This window comes from Okeania sp. SIO3B5 (assembly GCF_010692555.1).
Classification (GTDB): domain Bacteria; phylum Cyanobacteriota; class Cyanobacteriia; order Cyanobacteriales; family Microcoleaceae; genus Okeania.
The window spans coordinates 52,025-75,106 of sequence record NZ_JAAHHG010000001.1 but is presented as its reverse complement, the minus strand read 5'-3'; the positions used below and the strand labels follow the sequence as shown (position 1 = coordinate 75,106).

Genomic DNA, 23,082 nt, shown 5'->3' with positions numbered 1-23,082 from the left:
TAGGTAATCGGAACGAATTAACTCCCAAAAATCTCTAGGGCAGGTCGATAACCTAGTAGGTGCTAACCGTATGATTTCGGGAGAGGGATAGAGTCAGAAGCCAACGCCGATCCGTAATGGATTGGATCTGCTGACAGACTCACGGTAACTTCAAAGAAATTGATTAAGTAGCAATGAATAAGGCTAAAGCACAGGAAAACCTGATGATGGAATGGAAGGACGTAAATTGGCGCAAAGCTGAGATACGAGTCTTTAAGTTGCATGCATAGAATATTTCGAGCGAGTAAACGTGGTGATGTTAAAGCAGTACGCAAGCTTCAAAAAACGTTGATTAGGTCATGGTCAGCAAGATTACTTGCGGTAAGGAAGGTTACTCAGGATAACCAAGGGAAAAAGACGGCAGGAGTGGATGGTGTCAAATCATTGTCCCCAAAAGCCCGTATGAACCTAGCAAACAACTTGAGAATTACTGGGAAAGTACGCCCGACACGGAGGGTAATGATTCCAAAACCAAACAGTGACGAGAAAAGACCCCTAGGAATACCGACAATTTATGACCGTGCCTTGCAGACGCTAGTAAAACAAGCGTTAGAACCAGAATGGGAGGCCAAATTCGAGCCAAACAGTTATGGTTTTAGACCAGGACGCTCATGCCACGATGGTATCGGAGCCATATTTAATAGTATCCGGTACAAAGCCAAATATGTGCTTGACGCGGATATATCAAAATGTTTCGACCGTATCAACCACCAAGCTCTGCTTAAGAAGGTCAATACATACCCCATCCTTAACCGGATTCTAAAACAATGGTTAAAAGCAGGATACATTGACCAGGGAGATAATTTCTTCCCTACTAATAAGGGTACACCACAGGGAGGAACAATTTCACCTCTATTGGCAAACATTGCCTTACATGGTATGGAAGAACGGATTAAGGAATTTGCAAGAACCCTTAAAGGTGGCAAAAAAGCAAACCAGGATAAAATGAACCTAATCCGTTACGCCGATGACTTTGTGATAATTCATGAGGACTTAGGTGTGATTAAATCCTGCCAACAAATAATTGAAGAGTGGCTAAGTGACATGGGATTGGAATTAAAACCGGAAAAAACAAGATTAACCCATACTCTCAGAACACACGAGAAGGAAACTGGGTTTGAGTTTCTAGGATTCCACATACAACAGTACAAAGTAGGAAACTACAGAAGTGCAAAGAATCCGCACAAAGAAATTCTAGGTTTTAATACACTAATCACCCCCTCCAAAAAGTGCATCAAGGCTCATCTAAATAAAATCGGGGAAGTAATAGACACCCATAAGACTGCCCCACAAGCTGCCCTCATAAGCAAGCTGAACCCAATTTACGCGGGTGGTCAAACTATTACTCGACCGTAGTTAGCAAGGAAACATTTTCAAGATTAGATTACCTTGTGTATCAAAAACTAAGAGCGTGGGCAAAAGGTCGGGGAAAAGGTAGCATCAATAAGGACAAATACTGGAGAACGGCAGGAGACCAAAATTGGTGTTTCAGCACCGAAGATGGTCTAACTCTAAGAACACATTCAGAAACTCCCATTATTAGACATATCAAAGTCAAGGGAGAAGTTAGTCCGTACAATGGTGACTGGAAATATTGGTGCAAGCGTAAAGGGGAATATCCTGAAACACCCACAAGGGTAGCCAAATTAATGAAACGGCAAAAGGGAAAATGTCCCCACTGTGGTCTGTATTTCACAGATACAGACATTGTAGAAGTTGACCATATAGTGCCTAAAAATCTAGGTGGAAAAGACACCTACGATAACTTACAACTTTTACACAAACACTGCCATGACACTAAGACTGCATCAGATGGCTCCCTCCACAAGAGCCGAAATGAAAAGGTCTGAACGTAACCATAACAAGGATGGAGTTATTGAGGAGCCGTGTGAGGTGAAAGTCTCACGCACGGTTCTGAAGGAGAGGTAGGAGTGGAAACGCTCCTATCGACTCTAACAAATTCCTCAATTCTCCTAATCATTCGTCACTGTGCAACGCCAAAAATCGGATTATTATCAACACAGGGGGAGGACATCACCTCTGTCAAAACAGCGGTCAGGGTTTCCCAGGCTGAAGAATCCCGCGTCGTCCCGTAAGGGCAACGTCGGGAGTATGTCAATAAACAAAGGCAGCTCTGCTGAGGGCAAAGGACAGAAGGAACAATTGGATGGGGTGTTATACCCTTGTTCCCTTCGGTCACGGGCAGATATCAGGAGTCAGAATTCCCTTCTGTCTAAGGGCCTTCTGTCCTCTGCCTTTCCTGATAAAAAAACTCCCACCATATATCAGGTAGGGATCAAGGACAGTTAAACGCTATTCTATGTATTATCTCAGAAATCAACTATTATTGATTGTTATATCTGTGACAATTTCTTAAACTTTCATCTTGACTTCTCCCCGACGTTGCGTATGGCGCGACAACGCGGGATTCCTAAACCTCGCGGACTAGGATTTTCTGCTTCTAACGCACCTGCCTCGAAGGCCGAACTTCTTTCTGGTCTTACGGTCGCTCTACAGACTGACACTGCTAGCCCAGCAGCCTTGTTTAATACTAACACACTAATTGGCAAAACCACAAAATTGATTGGTTTTCCCATACAACGCTTCCCCTCGGGAGAGCGTGGGTCTTCAACCAACGTTGAGATAAAAATAAAGCCATTCCCATACGACTCCTGACTCGGTCCTCCTGACTCGGTCCTCCTGACTCCAAAGAAATACCCTAGCTATTTGTAGCAAACATTTATCAATTTGGTATAAGGTCTTTCGAGTTTAATTGGTTATGCTATAATTTAAGTCTATAAAGTAAAATTCCTAGCCCTAAACTTGCTTCAGAAATAATTAGTAAAATTACGAAAGACTGCCAAGTTTTAAAGCCACAAAATTGAGTATCAAGTCTGACCAATATTCCCGCAGATATTAACACTAAAGCATCAACAGAAATAGTAATCCACCTAATGAAAACTACAAATAAGAAAGCACAAAAAATCACAGAAATAAAGGTCGTAATATCAGATTGAAACCAGGGTTCAATTATTCGTTTAAAATTAGGTAGAGGAACAGTTAAAATAATATCTAATAAAAAAATAGCAGCTATAACAGTTAGATATAATAACTGAGAAGCTTGGGTATTAGCTAATCTCCAGCCTAAGATACTGTAACTAATTAAAAGTAGGATTAAAGAAAGTAAAGGTATTAGTTTCACATTAAATTTATAAGTTAGTAGAGATGGCTTGCACTGGACAGGTAGGAATACATTGTTCGCATACGATACAACGAGACCTAATAAAATTGAGACGAAAGGTATCAGGTTGTAAAGTCAAAGCTTCTGTAGGGCAAACACCAGTACATAAACCACAGTCTATACAGCTATCTTCATCAATTAAAATTTCCCTACTAGCCAAACATACATCTATATTTTTTAGTCTCATCCATTCGATAGCAGCATCTAATTCATCAATATCTCCCGATAATTCCAGCACTAATTTACCAACTTGATTTGGTGCTACTTGAGCACGAATAATATTAGCAGCAACATTAAAATCTTTTGCCAACCTATAGGTAATTGGCATATGAATTGAACGTTGTGGAAATGTTAGAGTTACTCGTTTTTTCATGGTTCTTTCTCCTAATTAGGGTTTGCGCTCAAAAGTCTTTTTGTGGAGGTAGGGAGTAGGAACCCACTCCTCGCCCCTCCCCCTCCCTGGAGGGGAAAAAGGGAGTAGGGAGTAGTTAGGAGTTAAGAGAGATAGGATTTACAGAGGAGTTGGCCACAAAAAGAGTAAAAGTGATTTTTCTATCATCATAGAGCCAAAAATGCTCAATTTTTGAACCTCAGTAGCCTAAAAGTTAGCACATGCCTGATACCTCAAAACCCTAAAACCAATATCATTCAATGCTTCTATATTTAATCAGCAAGCCCTAATTAAAATAGTTATACCAATTTAAAAAAAGAATGCTACGAAAAGGTAGATATCGATCAGATCTGCTTAAAAATAGCTGCTCCAGTTCATTTTAGATAGTTATTTCTATCATTGTTCCCTTTTTTTCAATATTTACCCCTTCTTCCTTCTTCCCTTTTCCTTCTTTCGTAGGGAAGTTGCATGCAACCTCCCTACCATTTGTAACAAACATTTATCACCCTTGGTATTAGACTGTTTGTAAAAGTCAAAATCACAGCGTTTTTCATTTAAGTAAACTACAAAATTCTTTTTGCTTAGGGAGTAGGGAGTAGGCAGTAGAAAAATGCTTGAATTGCTGTAGTCTATCTATCTATGTGAAAACCGCTATAAATCTTTTTTTCTTGGTAATTTTTGATGCTTTTATTTCTGATTCACTATAGACCTCTTGCAAAAGTTTTAATTAAATCAATTCAATATATGAAATATTTTATTTCATCTGCCTTGTTTTCATCCCCCCGGTTCAAACAGCTATACCTTATAAGGAACTTCTGAAACCCTGTAGATGGGGGGGTGGGGAGATGGGGAGAAAAAAGCCTCTAATTAGGGTTTGCGCTCAAAAGTCTTTTAGTAAGGGTAGGAGACAGGAGACAGGAGACAGGAGACAGGAGAAATGGGAATATAGAGGAGGTAGAAGTAAGAATTGTCCCTTGATTTTTCTACCATAGTCAGCCCAAAATACTAGCATGCATGAGCTTTTTGCACCGAAAAGCTGGCACTTTTTTAAACCCCAAAAAGGCTAATACCTTTATTTATCAATACTTTGAGAATTAATCAGCAAGCCCTAATTAAATACGTTTACTCTCGCGAAATACCCATTGAATTGCTAGCACATAACTTCTATCTTTTGTCAAGTTTTATGTTAAGAAAGATCTTTATAAAGCATAGGTTCAAACACGGGGGCCTTCAACGTGGCTTTTCGGTCAAATAAAATACATCAGATTAAAATCCGACGAGTCGCCTTTGATCCATTGCTTAAAAGACTATGGCTTTCATGCTCCCGTGTTATTTAGGTAATAATTCTTTAATTTTTTGACAATGAGCGTAAACCCATCTGACCCTACAAATACTTCCCCTTTTACAACGCGCCTGAGAAATTTCATTGTTGCGTTGGTAGCGATCGCTTTATCGGTCACCATTTTTATAGGATTACGAACGGAGACTGCTTCGGTTTCTTTAAGTGAAATGGCTGAAGCTGCAACACCTCTGAATGTGGCCTTGACAAATGGTAAGCCAAGTCTAGTTGAATTTTATGCTAATTGGTGTACTACTTGTCAAGCTATGGCTCCTGAATTGGAGGAAATTAAACAACAGTATACTGAAAATGCCAACTTTGTGATGTTGAATGTGGATAATAGCAAGTGGTTACCAGAGTTGGTTAAATATCGAGTAGATGGTATTCCCCACTTTGTATATTTGGATCGAGAGGGTTCTGAAGTTGGCCAGACTATCGGAGAAATACCAAAATCTGTGATGACAGCAAATATAGAAGCTTTAATTGCTGGGAATTTCTTACCATACGATGGTACTGTTGGTCAAGGGTCTAAATTTGAAACATCAGTAGCACCAATTAAAGCAAGTCAAGCTGATCCGAGAGTTCACGGTAGTCAAGTGCAATAGTTGTCGATTAAGCTTGTAGATATATAGAATTACTTGCTTTTTTAGTTACTTAGCAATTAACTGTATAGCAATTCTATTCTAATGCTGGTGAGGTACAAAGTTTAGGTAACAGCAAATAAACCATTTCACGGAAGTCAATTCAGTTAGCCTGTTGAGATAGGAACTGTGTTATAAGTACTTCTTGGAATAGGGAGGCAAGAAGTGGATAATTTTCTTTTTTTATCCCCTTAAAAGTAAGATTGTACAGGCTGAAGACTTTTACTAACAATAATTTCAAACAATTATTTCTATATTTCATATATTGAGGTATGAAACTGTTTGTAAAATATTTAAAATGAAATGGTATCACGAGAAAAATTGTACCTCACTCAGCTGAAAAATACCATAGTTTATTTCTTAGGAGGTAAGCATTCAGCTATTAGCAGTCAGCCATCAGCAACAAGACTCTCTCCTTAAAGGAGGTGTTTAAATTAACAACTGACTTTAAGGGCAAGGGAGGCAACTTTTGTAGTAAGACAGTTAAATATTGCTTTTCTCCTAAACTAAAAGCAATAGCTGATAGCTGATAGCTGATAGCTGATGGCTGAATGCTTACCTTAGGAGATATAATTTAGTCAATTAGTCAATTTTTTTAACTCCCCCGGCGGGGAGCGTCGTATGGGAAAGCCGGGAACCGATGTGTGTAGCTAGTCTTGATTTTTGATATAATAGCCAATGTAGAATAAAGGTCGATACTACAATGCTACTGAAATACAAGTACAAGTTAAAACCACATAAAAGACAAGGGGTGATTATATCTAACTGGTTAGAAATGGCTAGGAAGCAGTACAATTACCGTTTAGCCGAACGGTTGAATTGGTTTGAATCAACGCGCACACCAGTAAATGCCTGTGATCTAAATGTTTCAGTAGTACCAGTAGACCGAATTTATCATGCATATCCCCGAATTTAGAATACAAACACGTATGGGGCAGAAAGAAAGATAGTGATGGCAATCCAGTAACGAAAAAAGGTGATAAGCATCCTAATATCATAAATGGTTATGTAGCTGGGGAAACAGTACAGTTAGCAGACCTGGCACAAACAAAAAAACTATTCCCTGAGTATCAGTCTATCCACTCCCAGGTTTTGCAGGATGTTATTCAGCGTGTACAAACTACTATAGATAACTTGTGCCTTACCTGACAAAAACGGTAAAACCAGTGGGAGGCCGAAATTCAAAGGAAAGCATTACTATAATTCATTCAGTTACCCTCAGTTATCAAATACCAACCCATACCAAAAATGCCAACGGTCGTTTTTGTATAAATTTACCAAAGATTGGTTTAGTCCCCTTTGTTGACAATCGCCCAATACCAGTAGGGTTCAAGGTCAAGACAGGTACAGTAATTCGTGAGGCAGACGGATTGTACATTAGCTTCACCATAGAAGATAAGACTGTGCCTTATGAGGTTGCAGAAATTCAACCCACCGAAGATAACTCATGCATGTATTGATTTAGGGTTGTTGCACTATGCTGTGACTAGCGACGGTGAGTTTATAGAAGTCCCTAAGTTTTTTAGGCTCTGTGAACATAGATTATCTAAACTTCAGGTGAGATTGGCTAAGAAACAGAAACATTCAAAATCTTGGAAAATTCTCAAACGTAAAATAGCAAAACTGCACCAACTTATAGCTAGACAACGACTGGACTGGCAATTCAAACTGGCTTACCATCTGTTTTCAGATATTAGTGTGATTTTCGCGCGAAGATTTGCAGCTCTCAAATTTACTTCGACGTTGCAAAGCGAAATTAGCTGACAATGGTCAGTTCTTACCAAACGGCCAATCTGCAAAGTCACGACTGAATAAGTCTTTACAAGATGTAGCTTTTGGTCAATTCATCCAAGTTTTAGAGTATGTGGCTTGGAAACTGGGTAAACGAGTTATCATGCGTAGACCCAAAAGGTACGTCTCAATATTGTTGGGAGTGCTTGAGAAAAGTTTCTAAAAGCTTATCTGAGCGCTGGCATTCTTGTAGTAATTGTGGTCAAGAATTAGACCGTGATTATAACTCACCCACCCCTCTAGCTCCCCTCCCGGGAGGGGATGGAGGTGGGTTGGATTGCTATCAACACAGAAGGAGGGCATCACTTCTGTTAAAACTGCGGTCAGGGCCTCTCTGACTGAAGAATCCCGCGCTCTCCCGTAGGGGAGCGTCGGGAGTATGTCAATAAGCTGTCTTTTTTTTATACAAGTAACAGAGGTATGATGTTAATTTTTATCTGATAATTTACTCATCAATACTGTTAATATTAACCGCAAACAATGCAAGTTAAATCAGTTACAGCAGATTGCAAATAAATTGAGGTTAATTCCTTAATTAGCTAAATTAACTGAAACCCCTTGTAGATTAGCATTGTAGTTACTTTTAAGTCAGTTTTCCAGGGCCTGTGCTATAGGTTAATTAAGCGATATAGCTGCCGCTAGGCTCCGCCAACGCAAGACTTTTGGAAGAGGAGCGAATAACTCAGCCCTAACCTAAACTCACCAAAAAAGACAAATAATCCAAATCAATTATTAGACACCCAAAGCGTATATTAATCTTGGGTTCTGAGTTTCAAGTTTTCCTTCCTTCTGAGTAAATTATTTGAAGACCCTACAATTTAGTCTAAACTCCAGTTAAAACCAACGAATATGAGTACCTAACGCTTCTTGGGAATTGCTATATGATAAAACTCACCTAATTTGTAAAATAAATCACTTATGAATAAATCATCTATCAATTCTAAAGAATTACAAAAACTTTTAATATTTTATTCTGCAGCAGGAATATTTGCTATTAGTGTTCTGGTTGCAATAGTCAGTATATTTCCTCTTTATAAGCAGCTTAAAAGAAACGAAGAAAGCAATTTACAATCAGCTTTAAGAACTCGAACTTTAGCAGTAGAAGAATTTCTTTCAAAAGCCAAAGGTATTGCAAAACAAATTGCTAGTCGTACCCAAGCAAGACTAGAATTAGAAGCTTATAACCGCAATCCAAATAATCGTGCTTCTGGTGTTTCTAGAATTACACCCTATCTGAGGGATGCTTTAAATCAGAGCGAAGATGTAGTAGGTATTAGTCGCTTCGATAAAAATAATCAATTGATAGTTCAACTTGGTTTACCTATCCCTCAAAAATTTTGGAATTTTTCCACTCATAACTCTCAAAATTCTCACATTAGCAATCCAATTCGCCTCAATAATCAATCTTATATAATTGTTAGTCAAGCAATTTTTAACTCTAATCAACAACAACAGGGAACAGATTTAATTTTATTTAAAACGGAGGATTTAGAAAAAATAATCACAGATTATACAGGACTAGGTCAAACAGGAGAAATTTTTTTAGGAACCTTTCAAAGCCAACAAGTAAAATTATTTTTATCGTCCAGAAATAAAACTAAAACTTTATCAGAACCAATTTTGAGAGCGCTGGAAAAAACAGTAGTTCTTCAAGAATCAGGACTTAAATTTATCAAACCTAAATTTTGGACTTATGGACAAATAATTGCCTTTGAACCCCTCTCAAAGGTGGATTGGGGACTTATTATTAACATCGATCGTCAGGAATTGTATGCTTCTGTTCATCGTCAGCTTATTACCATTGCAATTCTAATTATTATTTTAAGTTTTCTAGGAGCAGGTGGTATGGTTTTACTATTGCGTCCATTAGCGGGTCAAGTAATTATTCAAACCGACGAACTTGAAGAACAACTTCACAAAAAAAATCGCACTTTACACGAGTTAAATAATACTCAAGAAAAACTACTTTTAGAAATTAAAGAACGTAAACAAGCGGAAAACTTACTACAAGAATCAGAAGCTAGATTAAGAGAACAAAAACAAGAACTTCAGCTAACATTAAAAGAACTTCAGCTAACTCAAGCTCAGATGATTCAAAGTGAAAAAATGTCTAGTTTGGGTCAAATGCTTGCCGGAGTTGCCCATGAAATTAATAATCCGGTTAACTTTATTCATGGAAATATTGTTTATGCAAAAGATTATATTCAAGATTTGCTAAATTTAGTTCAACTCTATCAAGATTATTATCCTCATCCCAATCAAGAAATTGAAGCAGAAATTGAAAGGATCGAATTAAATTTTCTTCAAGAAGACCTCAAAAAAATCCTTAAGTCTATGGAAGTGGGAACAGAGCGCATTCAGGAAATTGTCAAATCATTGCGTATCTTTTCTCGCTGTGATGAAGCCGAAATTAAAAAAGTTGATGTACATGAAGGAATTGAGAGTACTTTAATGATTTTACAGAGTCACTTCAAAGCTAAATCTAAATCTGAATATTCAGAGATTAAAATCATTAAAGAATATGGTCAACTACCTTTGATAGACTGTTATCCTGGACAACTTAATCAAGTATTTATGAATATTCTTAGTAATGCAATTTATGCGATTAAAGATGATCAAAATTCTCGAAAAATTGAATTTAATTCTGGCTGTATTTGGATTAAAACTCAAAGAGTATCGGACAATTTAGTACAAGTTTGTATTACTGATAATGGAGGAGGAATTAGTGAAGAAGTTCTCTCTCATTTATTCGATCCTTTTTTTACAACAAAACCAGTTGGTAAAGGGACTGGGTTAGGACTTTCAATTAGTTATCAAATTATTGTTGAAAAACACAAAGGAAAACTAGAATGTCATTCTCAAAAGGAAAAATATACAGAATTTATCATTACTATCCCGATAAATTTGAGTTAAAAAATTTCCCTCCATTCCCGATTTGAAAAAAGAATGTTACGAATAGTAGGAGCGATAAAACCTACATTCCGCACGATAAAACGTAGCATAAAAATATAAGTCATGCATTAAGAAGTAAGAAGTAAGAAGTAAGAAGTAAGAAGTAAGAAGTCATGCATTAAGAAGTAAGAAGTAAGAAGTAAGAAGTAAATTATAGTGGTTAATCCCACATTTTGCACTTCAATTTGTAATACAAAAAGTAGCATAAAGATCCCGGCCTTACTAAGTATTTATACTGTATAGTACCAATCTTAAAAAAGAATGCTACAAAAATGTAGATATTGATCGGATATGCTTAAAAATAGCTGCTCCAGTTCATTTGAGATAGTTATCTCTATCTTTTTTCCCTTTTTTTTCAATATTTACCCCTTCTTCCTTCTTCCCTCTTCCTTCTTTCCTAGGGACGTTGCATGCAACGTCCCTACCATTTGTAACAAACATTTATCATGCTTGGTATAAATTATCTTTAATTAGGGTTTGCTGATTAAATATCAAATGATTACCAGATAAAGGTTTTAGCCTTTTTAGGTATTGAAAAAGTACATGGTTTTCAGCTCTTCATGCTCATGCATGGAGCGCATTAAAGAGCGCATAGTTGGGCAAAAAAATTCTCCCCTACTCCCCTACTCCCCTCGTGCCGGAGGCAAATTTAAACATTAAAGGGCTAGCAAAGACTCGTTTGAGTAAATCAATTAATGATGCTGGCTGGGGACAATTTCTAACTATTTTAACTGTCAAAGCCGTTAGCGCAGCTCCTCCGCAGGAGGCAAATGCTGGAGGTGAAAACTATAGCAGTGAACCCCAAAAATACCAGCCAAAATTGCTCAAACTGTGGAAAAAAAGTTCCCAAAAAATTAAACATACGAACTCATTCTTGTCCGCATTGCGGTATTGCGATTGATCGTGATGTGAATGCAGCAATAAATATCAAAAATAGGGCGGTAGGGCATTCCGTCCTTAAAGCACGCGCTTGTCCGACGGGGTACCGGGACTGCGAAACGAGAAGCCCACACTATACCGCAAGGTTAGTGTGGGAGTATGTCACTTATCCTAATTAATAATATAGTCAAAAATGCCTAATAAATTTTGACCTTTAACTTTATAACTTTATTTAAACTTTTGACTTTTGACTTTTGACTTTTGACTTTATTTAAACTTTTGACTTAAACCCATGCTTCCCCTCCTAAAAAAAATCGGAGAAATTATCGCTAACTGGTGGTCTGAGTTTACCCTCCAGACCAAACTCATGGCAGTTGTCACCCTCATGGTGTCTTTGCTAATGAGTAGTTTTTCTTTCTGGGCGGTAAATACTATTCAACAGGATGCTCGTCTCAATGATACTCGCTATGGCCGAGACCTGGGACTATTATTGGCTGCAAATGTCGCTCCCCTAGTGGCAGAAGGCAAACGCAACGAAGTAGCGCGTTTTTCTCGACTTTTCTACAGCAGCACCTCTAGTGTACGTTATATGCTCTACGCTGATGAGGAAGGAAAAATTTTCCTTGGTCTGCCTTTCTCAGAATCAGAGGTAAAAACGTCCCTGACTCTACGCCGTCGCATTCAACTACCAGAAGATTTTATGGCCAATGTAGAGCCAGGAAATTTGTCTGTCCTACCGATGGTGCGACAACATTTAACTCCGAATGGAGAATTAACAGATGTTTTTGTGCCTTTAATTCAAGATGGTAAATATTTAGGAGTTTTGGCAATAGGAATTAATCCTAATCCTACTGCTGTTATTTCTTCAAATCTTACTAGAGATGTTACTTTGGCAGTGTTTGTTTCGATTTGGGCAATGGTAATTTTAGGGGCAGTATTTAATGCTTTGATTATTACTAAACCAATTAAGGAATTATCAGAAGGTGTGAGAAATATTGCTCAGGGAAATTTTAAGCAAAGGATAGATTTACCATTTGGAGGTGAGTTAGGGGAACTGATTTTTAGCTTTAATGAAATGGCAGAGCAGTTAGAAAATTATAAGAAGCAAAATATTGAAGAATTAAGAGCAGAAAAAGCTAAGTTAGAGACTTTGGTTTCGACTATTGCTGATGGTGCTTTATTGTTGGATGCTAATCTACAACTTATGTTAGTTAATTCTACTGCTAGGCGAATTTTTAGTTGGGAAGGAAAAGATGTTGTGGGTGAAAATGTTATTGATTATTTGCCTGCAGCTGTACAAATGGAAATTAGTAGACCGCTTTATCAAATAGCTGGAGGAGAGATAGAAGGTGGGGAATATTGCTGCACTTTGGATGAACCAAATAAACGTATAATTAGAGTTTTATTAACAACGGTTTTGTTACATAGGGCACCAGGCAAAGAGTCTCTTTGTCAAAGTTGTATTTATGACGTAGATGAGACTTGTAATTCTACTGAACGTCCTGAAGTTATTGAATGTACTCTTTATGAGCATCAATTAGAAAAAGGTTTAAATTCTCAGTACCGAGATAGTCTGAAAGGAATTGCGATGACTGTGCAGGATATTACTCGCGAAGTAGAGTTAAATGAGGCAAAAAGTCAGTTTATTAGTAATGTATCTCACGAGTTAAGAACTCCTCTATTTAATATTAAATCTTTCATCGAAACTTTGCACGAATATGGGGAAGATTTAAGTGAAATAGAAAGAAGGGAATTTCTGGAAACTGCTAATCATGAAACAGATCGTTTGACTCGTTTGGTTAATGATGTTTTAGACCTGAGTCGTCTAGAATCTTGTCATATTTATCATCTAGATGCTGTTGATATTTCTCAACCTATAGAACAAACTTTAAGAACTTATCAACTTAATGCTAAAGATAAGGAAATAGAGTTAAATTATGAGATAGAACCTAACTTGCCTTCTGTAGTTGGTCATTACGATTTATTGTTACAAGTATTTGCTAATTTAGTCGGCAATGCTATGAAATTTACTGAAGCAGGGGGGAAAATAATTATTCGAGCATATATATTAGAATCTGACTCAGAAGCTTGCAATATTGAAGCTCAACAAATTGAAGAGGGGGGATGGATAGTTTCTCCTCCTCCTCCTCGGCCAATAGATTTACATTTACCCTCGGAACCAAGTTGTCAAAAGTTTGTTAGAGTTGAAATTTCAGATACAGGAAGTGGCATTGAACCTGAAGACCAAGAGGCTATTTTTGAGAGGTTTTTCCGAGTAGAAAATCGAGTTCATACTTTGGAAGGAACTGGTTTGGGTTTGTCTATCGTGAGGAATATTATGGATAAGCATCATAGTAAGGTTCAGTTAGTTAGTGAGTTAGGTGTGGGTACAACTTTCTGGTTTGATTTACCAGTATTTGAGCAAAGTATAGTATCAGAAGAAAGTCATTTATTAGATGTAACTCAACTTTAGAAGAAGGAAGAATTCAAAAGTCAAAAGTCAAAAGTTAAAAGTTAAAGGAAGAATTCAAAAGTTAAAAGTTAAAATATTACGTTGTCTGAGTTTTAAACTTTGGATATTTTCGGATATTTTCCAACCTTGATTTTCACTGCTATACCAGTTTTTGACCCAGATATAGTATCAGAAAAAAATTAATTATTTAGATGTAACTCAACTCCAGAGTTAGGTAACAGGAATCAGGGTTGAAATATTTTTATCTATTGAGTAATACCAAGCGTGATAAATGTTTGCTACAAATAATTTTCTAGGTGTTAGGTGGTAGGTGGTAGGTGGTAGGTTTTAGGTACGAGGTGCTAGGTTTTAGGTTTTAGGTGGATTATTAGTTATTTACTAGCCAGTTTATTTGTAACATTCTTTTTTCAATTTGGTATAATAACTAAAAAATTATTCAAGATTACTATATATATTGGGTACAATTTTCTAGTTTGATTTACCGAATAATTAAGGTTTAAAGCCTCTCCTTTAAAGGAGAAACAAGAAAAAATTTTCATGATTAGTCAATCCTCTTCTTTTCAAGAAGAGGTCTTTATTAATTATTAATTATTAATTATTGAACAGTTTTTGAGCTAAATATATAGTTATTTCACTTGAGATTGAGACAAGGATTTCTGGCTTTGAAAGAGTTTCACCTAAAAAAGTGTTTCATTCTTATTTTAAATGACTATAGTATCAGAAAAAAGTTAATTATTTAGATGTAACTCAACTCCAGAGTTAGGTAACAGGAATCAGGGTTGAAATATTTTTATCTATTGAGTAATAACTGAAAAATTATTCAAGATTACTATATATATTGGGTACAATTTTCTAGTTTGATTTACCGAATAATTAAGGTTTAAAGCCTCTTCTTTAAAGGAGAAACAAGAAAAAAAATTCATGATTAGTCAATCCTCTTCTTTTCAAGGAGAGGCCATTATTAATTATTAATTATTAATTATTAATTCTTGAACAGTTTTTGAGCCAGATATATTATCAGAATAAAATTAATTATAAAGAAATTATCAAACTGATAAGAACTAAGCTTAACAATAACCACCAGATAGTATTTCTTTGAAGCCAAAATTTGACAATTCCAAACCAACTAATATGATTAAAATTAGTAGGAGGTACAAGGGGTTCAGATTGGTCATGATAAAGAGTACAATTTTTAGCATAGGGACGTTTAGGAAAATTACAGGTATCATCAAAATGGTAGATACAGCTATTACACAAATATTCTTCTGTTTGAGTGTGATAAATAGGAATTCCTGGATGACCAAAAGCTTTAAGAGAAACTCCACAATACGGACAAGCGATCGCCTGACTATCAATTTTTTGATGACAACGAGGACAATTTGACATTTTGATTATGCTAGATATATTGAATTCAACAACTTTTTTCATCTACAGTTTAAATTTGTAGCTTAATTCTAAGTTAGTTGCTTCTTGATACCTAAAAATATGGAAATAGGAAAAAAATATGAATAATACTGAAAATCTACTTAAACAACTTTTAATGATCGGCATTGGTACAACTTCCCTAGTGGCCGAAAAAATACAGGAAGTCACTAACCAATGGGTTAAAGATGGTACTATCAACCCAGACCAAGCTAAAACTTTTGTTGATGATATAATGCAGCAACTTAGGTCAGAGCAAGGAAGCTGGGAAACTCAGATGCAGCGACAAATGCGGAATGTCATGCAGGATATAGGTGTTCCTCGTCAATCGGAATTGGACGAACTCCGGGGTCGTTTGGACCGTTTGGAGCGTCAGATCCGAGATTTAGAAAATCGTAATTGGCGTTAGATGAATTTAGAATTTAGAATTGAGAATTGAGAATTGAGAATTCAGAATTTAGATTTGCAGCAGTGATTAAGTTTGAGAGGGGTGAGTTAGAATTGAGAATTGAGAATTGAGAATTGAGAATTGAGAATTGAGAATTCAGAATTTAGATTTGCAGCAGTGATTAAATTTGATAGGTGTGAGAATGTGCTAACTTCCCTGACGACTGCTATGTCATTTAACAATATCTGGAATCTTAGTTAAAGTTAAACTTTCATATTAATTTTTGGTTTTTGACTTAATTATATGGAAGATTGATTTTAGTATCAAATATTATAGTTATTAACTTTTCAGTTGTTACGTTCTGTTTTTTCTGTTTGATTTTTTTTTCAAAAATACAAATTAGAGAAAATGGGAGGTTGTTTAGAGTGTTTATAAAGTCAGTTACGAGATTGGAAAAATTACAACTGACGTTAGTGTAGCTGCAAAATATAGTGGTTATAATTTAAACTTCAACTGAGAATTTTTGACTTTTAACTTAAATTAGGAGGATTAATTTTGCGAGGAATTATTATTAGTCTGGCAGTAGTAATATTCTGTGGTTTAGTTTTGATTGTTGCTCAAATCACAGGTTCGGAAAAAGGGGCAGTTGCTTCTCAAAATACACAAAGTACTATAAATTCTACTGAAGTTCAAGAACAAGTGGCAGAAAATATTATGACTGAAAATAACGAAGAAACTATTACTACTGAATCTGGTCTTCAGTATGTGGTCTTGAAAGAAGGAGATGGCGCTACTCCTCAAAAAGGTCAAACAGTTGTGGTTCACTATACTGGAACTTTAACGGATGGTTCTAAGTTTGATAGTTCTCGCGATCGCAATCAACCTTTCCAATTTCCAGTTGGTGTAGGTCGAGTTATTAAAGGTTGGGATGAAGGGGTCGCTAGTATGAAAGTTGGTGAACGTCGTAAGTTTATTATTCCACCAGAATTAGGGTATGGCGCTAGTGGTGCTGGTGGGGTTATACCTCCTAATGCTACTCTGATTTTTGATGTGGAATTATTGAGAATTGCTGGATAAATTCAGCATTCAGCTATCAGCAATTATAATTTTTAGTAGGGAATAGAGACTTTTTCTCTGTTCCCTTTTATATGTTATTTAATTCCTTAAAACTATATGTCAAATCTTACAGTTAAAGACTTAGAAATATTGCAAGGTACTCTTGATAAATTAGATTTAGATTATCAATTAGAATTAGACGAAGGAAAAATATTAGTCATGGGTCCGTCGGATATTATTTCTAGTGAAATTGGCATTCGTTTAGCAGCTTCTCTTTATGCTTGGGTTAATCCACGTCGTCTCGGACGTTTGTTTGATTCTAGTGGTGCTTTTATTCTTCCGGATACTAATTTAAAGGTTCCTGATGTTTCTTTTGTTCGTGCCCAACGTTTGAAAAAAAGTGTTCGTTATTTTGGGGAGTTGGTGCCAGATTTAGTAGTAGAAATTAAGTCTCAAAGTGACAGAATTAAACCTTTAAAAAAGAAAATAAAGAAGTATTTAGAATTGGGAGCGGAAGTAGGAATATTGATAGATCCTGACAAGGAAATAGTTATAGTTTATCGTCCTAATGGTGAAGAAATTGAGTTAAAAAATGGAGATATTTTGACTATTCCTGAATTATTTGGTGAGTGGGAATTACCTATTATTGAACTTTGGCCTCCTGTGTTTGATTAGTAAGCATTTCCTGCGGACTGCTGCGCAAACAGCTATCAGCTATCAGCTCTCAGCTTTTTTTTAGTAATTATAATCTAGTTGATAACACAGTTCCGATCTAGAAGGCAAGCTAAAAACTAAGAGTTGAATACTAATACTTATATTATATTAAATTCAGATAATTACTACACTCAAGTCATTGCGACTGGAACGGAGTGGAAGGAAGCAATCTCAGGGGTGGGTGGAGATTGCTTCCTATCGTCGCAATGACGACTGTTCAACCTGGTTTTATATTAGGCATTTTGCTACAAATTTTCTACAATGATAATTTTTAAATCTATTATCAAAATAATTGGGTATAAAACCTTGTATTTTAATCAGTTATTAGTTAAATATTTTTTCTGGTTTTATCAAAATAACAAAGTAAGAATTTAATTTATGAATTCTAACTTCTGACTTCTAACTTTAACTTGATATGCCTAAATCTAATTTATCTTACACTCAACTTTTTCGACACAAATTTAACCGACTGGTTTCGATTAGTTTGTTTCTACTAACTTTAACTATTGTATTGTCTTGGAGTTGGATATTACCTAGTTATACTCAAACACCTACACCTAATATTAAAAGTCGGGAAGTTATCATTCAAAAAATTAAAGAATCTGCTAAACGTCATGTTGAAAATGAGCAGAAAATGGATAGTCAATTAATAATTGAAATTTATGGTGAAAATTCTGTTGGTTTAACTAAACTAGAAATTACTGAAATTTACGAGGTAGAATACGAAAAAGTCAAGGATGAAATAGATAGTAATTTCTGGAAAAAAATAAAAGATGATTTCTTTTATGGGTTGCCTTGGTTTGCTGCTATAGCATTTTTTATTCTGTTCCTTTTTAAGGAAGCTATACAAGGTTGGGGAACTGATTTTATTAAGACTATTGGCAACTGGTTATACAATCAAATTTCTGGTATTGAATTGTTTTGGAATTTCTCTCTAAAGCGCTATAAAAAAGGTCTAATTAATAAACACGAACAACTAAAAATTCCTTTTCGTCCGAATCGTCCTTTAAGTCTGCAAGAAATTTATGTGGATTTGCAATTCTTGGAAAAAGCTAATAATGAACCAATTAATTTTTCTGAGATTAAAAAATATAATCGCTTGGCTATTAAAGGGCAACCTGGAGCTGGAAAAACTCTTTTATTAAAATATCTTGTTCTCTCTTGGGCGAGGGAAAAATTAAAAACTTCCTCTAATGAATATGTGCCGATTTTATTAGAGTTATATCGCCTCAATGAAGTGGAAATTTCTGCCCTAAACATGGAAGTCTTAAAACAGAAATTAGTAGAAGCTTTAGATAGGGATGATTTTCCTAAAGCTAATTCTTTTGTCGAACAAAGTCTGGAAAAAGGAAAATTATTTCTATTATTTGATGGATTAGATGAAGTGAAAAGTTTGATTCGCTCTCAAGTTGTACAAGCTATTAATGATTTATTAGATAAGTACGATAAATGTCGAGCAATTATTACTTGTCGGGCAGCAGTTTATCGCAATGATTTTGCTGAGTCGGTGGAGAAAACTTTAGATATTAAAGAATTTAGCGACAGACAAATGCGACTTTTTTTAGAAGCATGGAAATCTGAAATGCCACCGGAAAAATCTATCGATCAACTCATACAAACTTTGAGGGATAGACCGTTAATTATGGAGTTAGCTAGAAATCCTTTAATGTTGACTATTGTTGCTCATCTTTATACTCAACCTGCTTTTGTTTTACCTCAGTCTCGGTCAGATTTTTATCAAGAATCTACTCATATTTTATTGAATCAATGGCAGAATAATTTTAATCAATATAAAGAGAGCGCTCATAAGCGGAGAGTGTTACAACATTTAGCTTTATTTGCTCAGGATAATGCTAGTAAACAACAAAAGAATGATTTGAGTTTGGATTATCAAATTGTCTTGGAACAAATTCAAAAAGTTTTACCCGATCTGAATCTCAATCCTGAAACAGATACTCAACCAATATTAAAAGAAATTGTCGAGCGTAGTGGATTATTATTGGAAGTTGAAAGGGGAGATAAATATCAGTTTGCTCATTTAACTTTGCAAGAATATTTTGCAGCAACAGCTTTGAGAGATAAAGAAAATGAGTTAATAGAAAGGTTTAAAAATGACCCGGAACGTTGGCGAGAAACAATTAAACTTTGGTGTGGTTTTGCTGGGAATAGTACAAATTTAATAGAGGTTATTTATCAGGAAGATTCTCTGACAGCTTTTGAATGTTTAGCAGATGCTCAAGAAGTTTCTCCTATTTTGGCAGAGGGAATTATTGAAGAGTTTAAGCAAAAATTGGTAGAAGCAAATTCTGATGAAAATTTAGCTAGAGCTTTTGGAGCAGTTGCTTCTGATGTTCGCGAAAGAGGTAGAGGAAAAGTTGTTTTTGAGTTTCTAGAAAATGCTTTGAATTATTCTGAATCTCTGGAAGTTCGTCAGGCGTCTGTTAAGGCTTTATCTAAAACAAATTTGCCACAAGCGGCGGATATTTTATTTATGTATTATGAGGATATTAATTTGGTGGATGCTCGTCTAGCACTTATTAATATGGGAGATATTGCAGTTTCTTTATTGAAGGGTTTAGCTGAGAAAGGTTCGGAAATGGCAATGAGAGATTTAGTGAAAATTGGTACTCCTTATTCGAGAGAAACTTTAAATGATTTACTCTATCATTCTGATGAAAATATTCAGAGGTTAGCTGCTTTAAATATTGCAGAATTTACGAGTCTAAATAATTAGGTTTTCTAGGAGTTGGAAATATGCCAGAAGTTGATAAGGAATTTAATTTAAAAGATTGGGAATGGATAGCAGTTCATTTTCCGAAATCAGAAAGAGAAGCTATGGCAAAAGTAGCTTGGTTAATTTCTGATAAATGTACTCCTGAAGAAATTTCTCAACGTAAGATAGATCCAAGAATAGTAATTCCTTTGTGTGCTATAGAATTGTTTGATAAAAAAGATTTTTTACAGTTAAAAAAGCTTCTCAAAGAAAAAGAATTCGGTAGTGATCTAAAAATAGCAGAAGTATTTGCATCAGAATTAGAACAAGAACTAGAACTAAAACTAGAACTAAAACTGCTAGAACTATCGCAACTATCAGAAACATCAAAACTAAAACAGAAATATGTTAATGAGATAAAACAAGCATTTATTGAAATTAATCTTAGTCAAAAATGGCAATCTTTATTTGAAACTTTGGATATAGAGTTACAATGTTCCTTGCTTTATCATCTCATAAAATACCGCACTCCAACTCGGGATGACTGGCGTAATATTTTTCTAAATGTTAAATATAATCATACTGAAAATTTGTATTTAAAATTTCGGAGAGAAATTATATGGATGTTAATTTTATTGGAAACATTTGGGACAGTTATTCACTTTGGTTTTTTTATTGAATCTGTTGATAATACCAATTTAGTTGTCTTTTTTTTAAAATTGTGTATAAGGTTTTTCTTTTTCTTATTTTTATTCATAATTTTGATGCTTTTTTCACCTACATTAATAAAATTTTATTTCTCAAAATTAGACAGAAATATAGCAGGATATATAGTAATAACTATATCTTTTTGTATTAGTTTTATATATGCAAAAAAACTTTTCTATTCTATGAATGACTATGACATTTATTCTCCAGTCAATATTGTTTTAATTAGTGGAATGTACACTTTTATAGGAATTTTGGTAGTATTCTTTATTTCTATGTTTTTGTATCCTAAAGTTAATTTAAGAATATGCAAATTTATTGTAATTATATTGTTACTTTATTGGCAATTAGTATATTATTTTTATTTCTCTTGGAAAATTTCCTTGTTAATTTGGGCAGTAATATCAACTATTTCCTTAATTCTATGGATTTATTCAAGGATTTATGCAAAAAACATAGAGCGTAAAATTACTAATCCTTTCAAGAATTTTAAACTCTAAGGAGCCATACATAAAAATCGGGAAGCCACAATTATTTCTATGAATATATTGTTTTATTTAGCTGATTTTCTACTTTTCTACTATCTGGAAAAAGCGATCGCTCTCTAATATTTCATCCTTAAAATATCAACAATTTAACTTGAAAGCTGATAACTGAAAAAGCGATCGCCCTCAAAACTATACTATCTCTAGTTGAATAAAAAGTCATGTGCATAGGCGAAAGATACCTTATAGTACTTACTATATCATAAAAATTGCGAGGATAGAACTGAAAATCTTTTGGCGCGGCGATTTTTTTCATGAGCTTCAGAGAATGAAAAGATTTGTGGTTTTCAACGTAGGAGGGATGAATCGAAAGATTTAATCAGAGAGAAACAACTATTTATAGAAGCTTCACAAGATGAAAATATTTCTTATATTGCTCTTAGAAAAAATATACTTAAAACGAGTAATTGTATCCATCTCGTCTATGGACAGGTTGGATATGATTTCGAGATACAGACAAAATTTTATCCCCGTCTCGGATATCAAAATTGCCTTTGGTTCTCACCGTTTTAATCCTGACTCCTTTTAACCCAGCATTTTTGCCTTTGACGACATTGATAATATCCCCTGTTTTCCAACCTGGTACAGGTTTTTTTGCTTTGTAACCTTTTCGTGGAAAACCGTATTTATCCATTTGAACCATTTGTCGGCAACCATGTCCCATTGCTGTGGCGACTAGGGGTTGATTCGTAAGTATTGTTAACTTTTCAACTTCACCAATACAAGCAGCATCTATCCAGTGTTCCTTTGGCAAATTCAATTGACGACGGTTGTATTTAGTACCAGCACCACTACCAGTAATCATAGGTAAACCTTTTGCTTTTAAAGTTTCAAAAATAGATGTGCGAGTTGAGTTCACCGCAGCAGCATCTTTTAACGGCGTTTTGGCAACCTTTAGAACCCGAGTTAGTACAGACGGTTTATTTTCGAGAAATTCCCGAATATCCATAGCGCCCTTATTTTGGTTGCATTGATGACAAGCTATGGCTAAATTAGATACCCTATTACTACCACCCTTTGATCGTGGAACGATATGTTCAATTTCTAAAGGAGTATCTGTTGCCCCGCAATAAGCACATGAGCGACCCCACTTTTCTAGTAGATATTCCCGGACATCATAACCAAACAGTTCCCCTTTTTGATACTCAACCCCTGAAATTTCTGGGTTCTGTATTTTCTGGGTGTCAAACTTGACCAATTCAATAGCCAAACTACTTACCGGACTTAGTTTAGACAGTCTATTAACCCAGGTTTCTACAGTCAAAACCCGATGCCTTAAACTTGGTGGCAGCCATCCTTTTTTTCGTTTGCGATTGAAAAATCTACACTTACGGTAGCGAGTTTTTCGGTAACGACGACCTCGGCGAAGAGTTCGTCGTCGCTCCAAAGCATTTTTGATTTGCTGGCCACGATGGATTAAAACCATTGCAAAGATAACTTCTTCACTTTGTGTTACCAAGGCAAAGCCTGTTTGTTTGGAACCAGGGTCAATTTTTAATTGCAAACCTTGATTTTCTTCGTCTACTAATTTATTCAGAATTATTGTGAATGGATAGCGCTTGAAAACTTTGGCTTTGCCAGCTTTTAACAATGACCTTGCCATGGCTGGTTTGCATGGTGTTAGGGGTTTTTTACTTCCATCAAGTACGAATACATAATTGCTTGAATTGGACATTGTTGCGTCCCTCCTACAAAAAGTGTAAAGTTGGCCTCGCCCGGTTATTTCAGCTTTTTACGTTCGGCACACTAGCTTTTCAAATCTCTTTGCCTGTTTAATGCCGAACAATAGA

General features: G+C 35.5%; 22 protein-coding genes. 17 read left to right on the top strand and 5 right to left on the bottom strand.

Annotated elements, in window-relative coordinates; genetic code table 11:
• The first annotated feature begins 261 nt into the window (after positions 1-261).
• Positions 262-1,395 carry a reverse transcriptase domain-containing protein gene (locus F6K54_RS42520; RefSeq protein WP_366557997.1) on the top strand — a complete coding sequence of 378 codons (1,134 nt, stop codon included), beginning with the start codon at positions 262-264 and terminating at the stop codon, positions 1,393-1,395.
• A gap of 35 nt (positions 1,396-1,430) precedes the next feature.
• Positions 1,431-1,889 carry an HNH endonuclease gene (locus F6K54_RS42515; RefSeq protein ID WP_366557996.1) on the top strand — a complete coding sequence of 153 codons (459 nt, stop codon included), beginning with the start codon at positions 1,431-1,433 and terminating at the stop codon, positions 1,887-1,889.
• A 531-nt stretch (positions 1,890-2,420) separates the two neighbouring features.
• Here the strand turns inward: F6K54_RS42515 and F6K54_RS00230 are convergent.
• The 3 genes from F6K54_RS00230 to F6K54_RS00220 all read right to left on the bottom strand — a co-directional run bounded on the left by F6K54_RS00230 (position 2,421) and on the right by F6K54_RS00220 (position 3,653).
• Positions 2,421-2,636 (bottom strand): hypothetical protein, encoded by a 216-nt coding sequence (locus F6K54_RS00230; RefSeq protein WP_293072848.1) that lies wholly within the window; start codon positions 2,634-2,636, stop codon positions 2,421-2,423.
• A gap of 185 nt (positions 2,637-2,821) precedes the next feature.
• Entirely contained in the window at positions 2,822-3,241 is a 420-nt protein-coding gene (locus F6K54_RS00225; protein ID WP_293072845.1) for a hypothetical protein, read from the bottom strand.
• 7 nt (positions 3,242-3,248) lie between these two features.
• Positions 3,249-3,653: an NIL domain-containing protein gene (locus tag F6K54_RS00220; protein ID WP_293072842.1), complete on the bottom strand. Its 405-nt coding sequence runs from the start codon at positions 3,651-3,653 to the stop codon at positions 3,249-3,251.
• 1,380 nt (positions 3,654-5,033) lie between these two features.
• Here F6K54_RS00220 and F6K54_RS00215 point away from each other — a divergent pair.
• The 10 genes from F6K54_RS00215 (at position 5,034) to F6K54_RS00185 (ending at position 13,746) form a co-directional block, all read left to right on the top strand.
• Positions 5,034-5,615: a thioredoxin family protein gene (locus F6K54_RS00215; RefSeq protein ID WP_293072839.1), complete on the top strand. Its 582-nt coding sequence runs from the start codon at positions 5,034-5,036 to the stop codon at positions 5,613-5,615.
• Positions 5,616-6,354: 739 nt separating this feature from the next.
• The gene (locus F6K54_RS00210; protein WP_293072836.1) at positions 6,355-6,567 is read left to right on the top strand and encodes a helix-turn-helix domain-containing protein; all 213 of its coding nucleotides are present in this window, start codon (positions 6,355-6,357) and stop codon (positions 6,565-6,567) included.
• Positions 6,568-6,787: 220 nt separating this feature from the next.
• The gene (locus F6K54_RS00205; RefSeq protein ID WP_293072834.1) at positions 6,788-7,111 is read left to right on the top strand and encodes a hypothetical protein; all 324 of its coding nucleotides are present in this window, start codon (positions 6,788-6,790) and stop codon (positions 7,109-7,111) included.
• The gene (locus tag F6K54_RS42510; RefSeq protein ID WP_366557995.1) at positions 7,062-7,415 is read left to right on the top strand and encodes a transposase; all 354 of its coding nucleotides are present in this window, start codon (positions 7,062-7,064) and stop codon (positions 7,413-7,415) included. Before F6K54_RS00205 ends, F6K54_RS42510 begins: the two co-directional genes overlap by 50 nt.
• Positions 7,369-7,605, top strand: coding sequence for a hypothetical protein (locus F6K54_RS00200; protein ID WP_293072831.1), 237 nt, complete (start codon positions 7,369-7,371; stop codon positions 7,603-7,605). The genes F6K54_RS42510 and F6K54_RS00200 overlap by 47 nt, the downstream gene beginning before the upstream one ends.
• On the top strand, positions 7,514-7,780 hold the full coding sequence (locus F6K54_RS42505) for a zinc ribbon domain-containing protein (protein WP_366557994.1): 267 nt from the start codon (positions 7,514-7,516) through the stop codon (positions 7,778-7,780). Before F6K54_RS00200 ends, F6K54_RS42505 begins: the two co-directional genes overlap by 92 nt.
• 580 nt (positions 7,781-8,360) lie before the next feature.
• A complete protein-coding gene (locus tag F6K54_RS00195; protein ID WP_293072828.1) occupies positions 8,361-10,355 on the top strand; it encodes a sensor histidine kinase in 1,995 nt (664 codons plus the stop codon).
• 634 nt (positions 10,356-10,989) lie between these two features.
• Entirely contained in the window at positions 10,990-11,295 is a 306-nt protein-coding gene (locus F6K54_RS43675; protein WP_375341943.1) for a hypothetical protein, read from the top strand.
• Positions 11,189-11,452: a zinc ribbon domain-containing protein gene (locus F6K54_RS43670; RefSeq protein ID WP_375341942.1), complete on the top strand. Its 264-nt coding sequence runs from the start codon at positions 11,189-11,191 to the stop codon at positions 11,450-11,452. The genes F6K54_RS43675 and F6K54_RS43670 overlap by 107 nt, the downstream gene beginning before the upstream one ends.
• 113 nt (positions 11,453-11,565) lie before the next feature.
• Positions 11,566-13,746, top strand: coding sequence for an ATP-binding protein (locus F6K54_RS00185; protein WP_293072824.1), 2,181 nt, complete (start codon positions 11,566-11,568; stop codon positions 13,744-13,746).
• Positions 13,747-14,778: 1,032 nt separating this feature from the next.
• Here the strand turns inward: F6K54_RS00185 and F6K54_RS00180 are convergent.
• Entirely contained in the window at positions 14,779-15,132 is a 354-nt protein-coding gene (locus tag F6K54_RS00180) for a zinc ribbon domain-containing protein (RefSeq protein ID WP_293072821.1), read from the bottom strand.
• 118 nt (positions 15,133-15,250) lie between these two features.
• Here F6K54_RS00180 and F6K54_RS00175 point away from each other — a divergent pair, with 118 nt between their 5' ends.
• From F6K54_RS00175 to F6K54_RS00155, 5 genes are all read left to right on the top strand, one after another.
• A complete protein-coding gene (locus tag F6K54_RS00175) occupies positions 15,251-15,577 on the top strand; it encodes a phasin family protein (protein ID WP_293072818.1) in 327 nt (108 codons plus the stop codon).
• A gap of 534 nt (positions 15,578-16,111) precedes the next feature.
• Complete coding sequence (locus F6K54_RS00170) at positions 16,112-16,633, top strand: FKBP-type peptidyl-prolyl cis-trans isomerase (protein ID WP_293072815.1); 522 nt, start codon at positions 16,112-16,114, stop codon at positions 16,631-16,633.
• Between the two features lie 96 nt (positions 16,634-16,729).
• On the top strand, positions 16,730-17,287 hold the full coding sequence (locus tag F6K54_RS00165) for a Uma2 family endonuclease (RefSeq protein WP_293072813.1): 558 nt from the start codon (positions 16,730-16,732) through the stop codon (positions 17,285-17,287).
• Between the two features lie 454 nt (positions 17,288-17,741).
• Complete coding sequence (locus tag F6K54_RS00160) at positions 17,742-20,060, top strand: NACHT domain-containing NTPase (RefSeq protein ID WP_293072810.1); 2,319 nt, start codon at positions 17,742-17,744, stop codon at positions 20,058-20,060.
• Between the two features lie 20 nt (positions 20,061-20,080).
• On the top strand, positions 20,081-21,247 hold the full coding sequence (locus tag F6K54_RS00155) for a hypothetical protein (protein ID WP_293072807.1): 1,167 nt from the start codon (positions 20,081-20,083) through the stop codon (positions 21,245-21,247).
• A gap of 439 nt (positions 21,248-21,686) precedes the next feature.
• On the opposite strand, the gene iscB is transcribed toward F6K54_RS00155, so the two are convergent.
• Positions 21,687-22,967 carry an RNA-guided endonuclease IscB gene (gene iscB, locus F6K54_RS00150; RefSeq protein ID WP_293072804.1) on the bottom strand — a complete coding sequence of 427 codons (1,281 nt, stop codon included), beginning with the start codon at positions 22,965-22,967 and terminating at the stop codon, positions 21,687-21,689.
• Positions 22,968-23,082: the final 115 nt, after the last annotated feature.

What these genes read in the sequence shown, in the direction of transcription:
- iscB (WP_293072804.1), bottom strand. Translation starts at nt 22,967, where the DNA reads ATGTCCAATTCAAGCAATTATGTATTCGTACTTGATGGAAGTAAAAAA.
- F6K54_RS00220 (WP_293072842.1), bottom strand. Translation starts at nt 3,653, where the DNA reads ATGAAAAAACGAGTAACTCTAACATTTCCACAACGTTCAATTCATATG.
- F6K54_RS00165 (WP_293072813.1), top strand. Translation starts at nt 16,730, where the DNA reads ATGTCAAATCTTACAGTTAAAGACTTAGAAATATTGCAAGGTACTCTT.
- F6K54_RS00185 (WP_293072824.1), top strand. Translation starts at nt 11,566, where the DNA reads ATGCTTCCCCTCCTAAAAAAAATCGGAGAAATTATCGCTAACTGGTGG.
- F6K54_RS00160 (WP_293072810.1), top strand. Translation starts at nt 17,742, where the DNA reads ATGCCTAAATCTAATTTATCTTACACTCAACTTTTTCGACACAAATTT.
- F6K54_RS00230 (WP_293072848.1), bottom strand. Translation starts at nt 2,636, where the DNA reads ATGGGAAAACCAATCAATTTTGTGGTTTTGCCAATTAGTGTGTTAGTA.
- F6K54_RS00215 (WP_293072839.1), top strand. Translation starts at nt 5,034, where the DNA reads ATGAGCGTAAACCCATCTGACCCTACAAATACTTCCCCTTTTACAACG.
- F6K54_RS00210 (WP_293072836.1), top strand. Translation starts at nt 6,355, where the DNA reads ATGCTACTGAAATACAAGTACAAGTTAAAACCACATAAAAGACAAGGG.
- F6K54_RS42510 (WP_366557995.1), top strand. Translation starts at nt 7,062, where the DNA reads ATGAGGTTGCAGAAATTCAACCCACCGAAGATAACTCATGCATGTATT.
- F6K54_RS42520 (WP_366557997.1), top strand. Translation starts at nt 262, where the DNA reads ATGCATAGAATATTTCGAGCGAGTAAACGTGGTGATGTTAAAGCAGTA.
- F6K54_RS00180 (WP_293072821.1), bottom strand. Translation starts at nt 15,132, where the DNA reads ATGTCAAATTGTCCTCGTTGTCATCAAAAAATTGATAGTCAGGCGATC.
- F6K54_RS42505 (WP_366557994.1), top strand. Translation starts at nt 7,514, where the DNA reads ATGTGGCTTGGAAACTGGGTAAACGAGTTATCATGCGTAGACCCAAAA.
- F6K54_RS00195 (WP_293072828.1), top strand. Translation starts at nt 8,361, where the DNA reads ATGAATAAATCATCTATCAATTCTAAAGAATTACAAAAACTTTTAATA.
- F6K54_RS00155 (WP_293072807.1), top strand. Translation starts at nt 20,081, where the DNA reads ATGCCAGAAGTTGATAAGGAATTTAATTTAAAAGATTGGGAATGGATA.
- F6K54_RS00175 (WP_293072818.1), top strand. Translation starts at nt 15,251, where the DNA reads ATGAATAATACTGAAAATCTACTTAAACAACTTTTAATGATCGGCATT.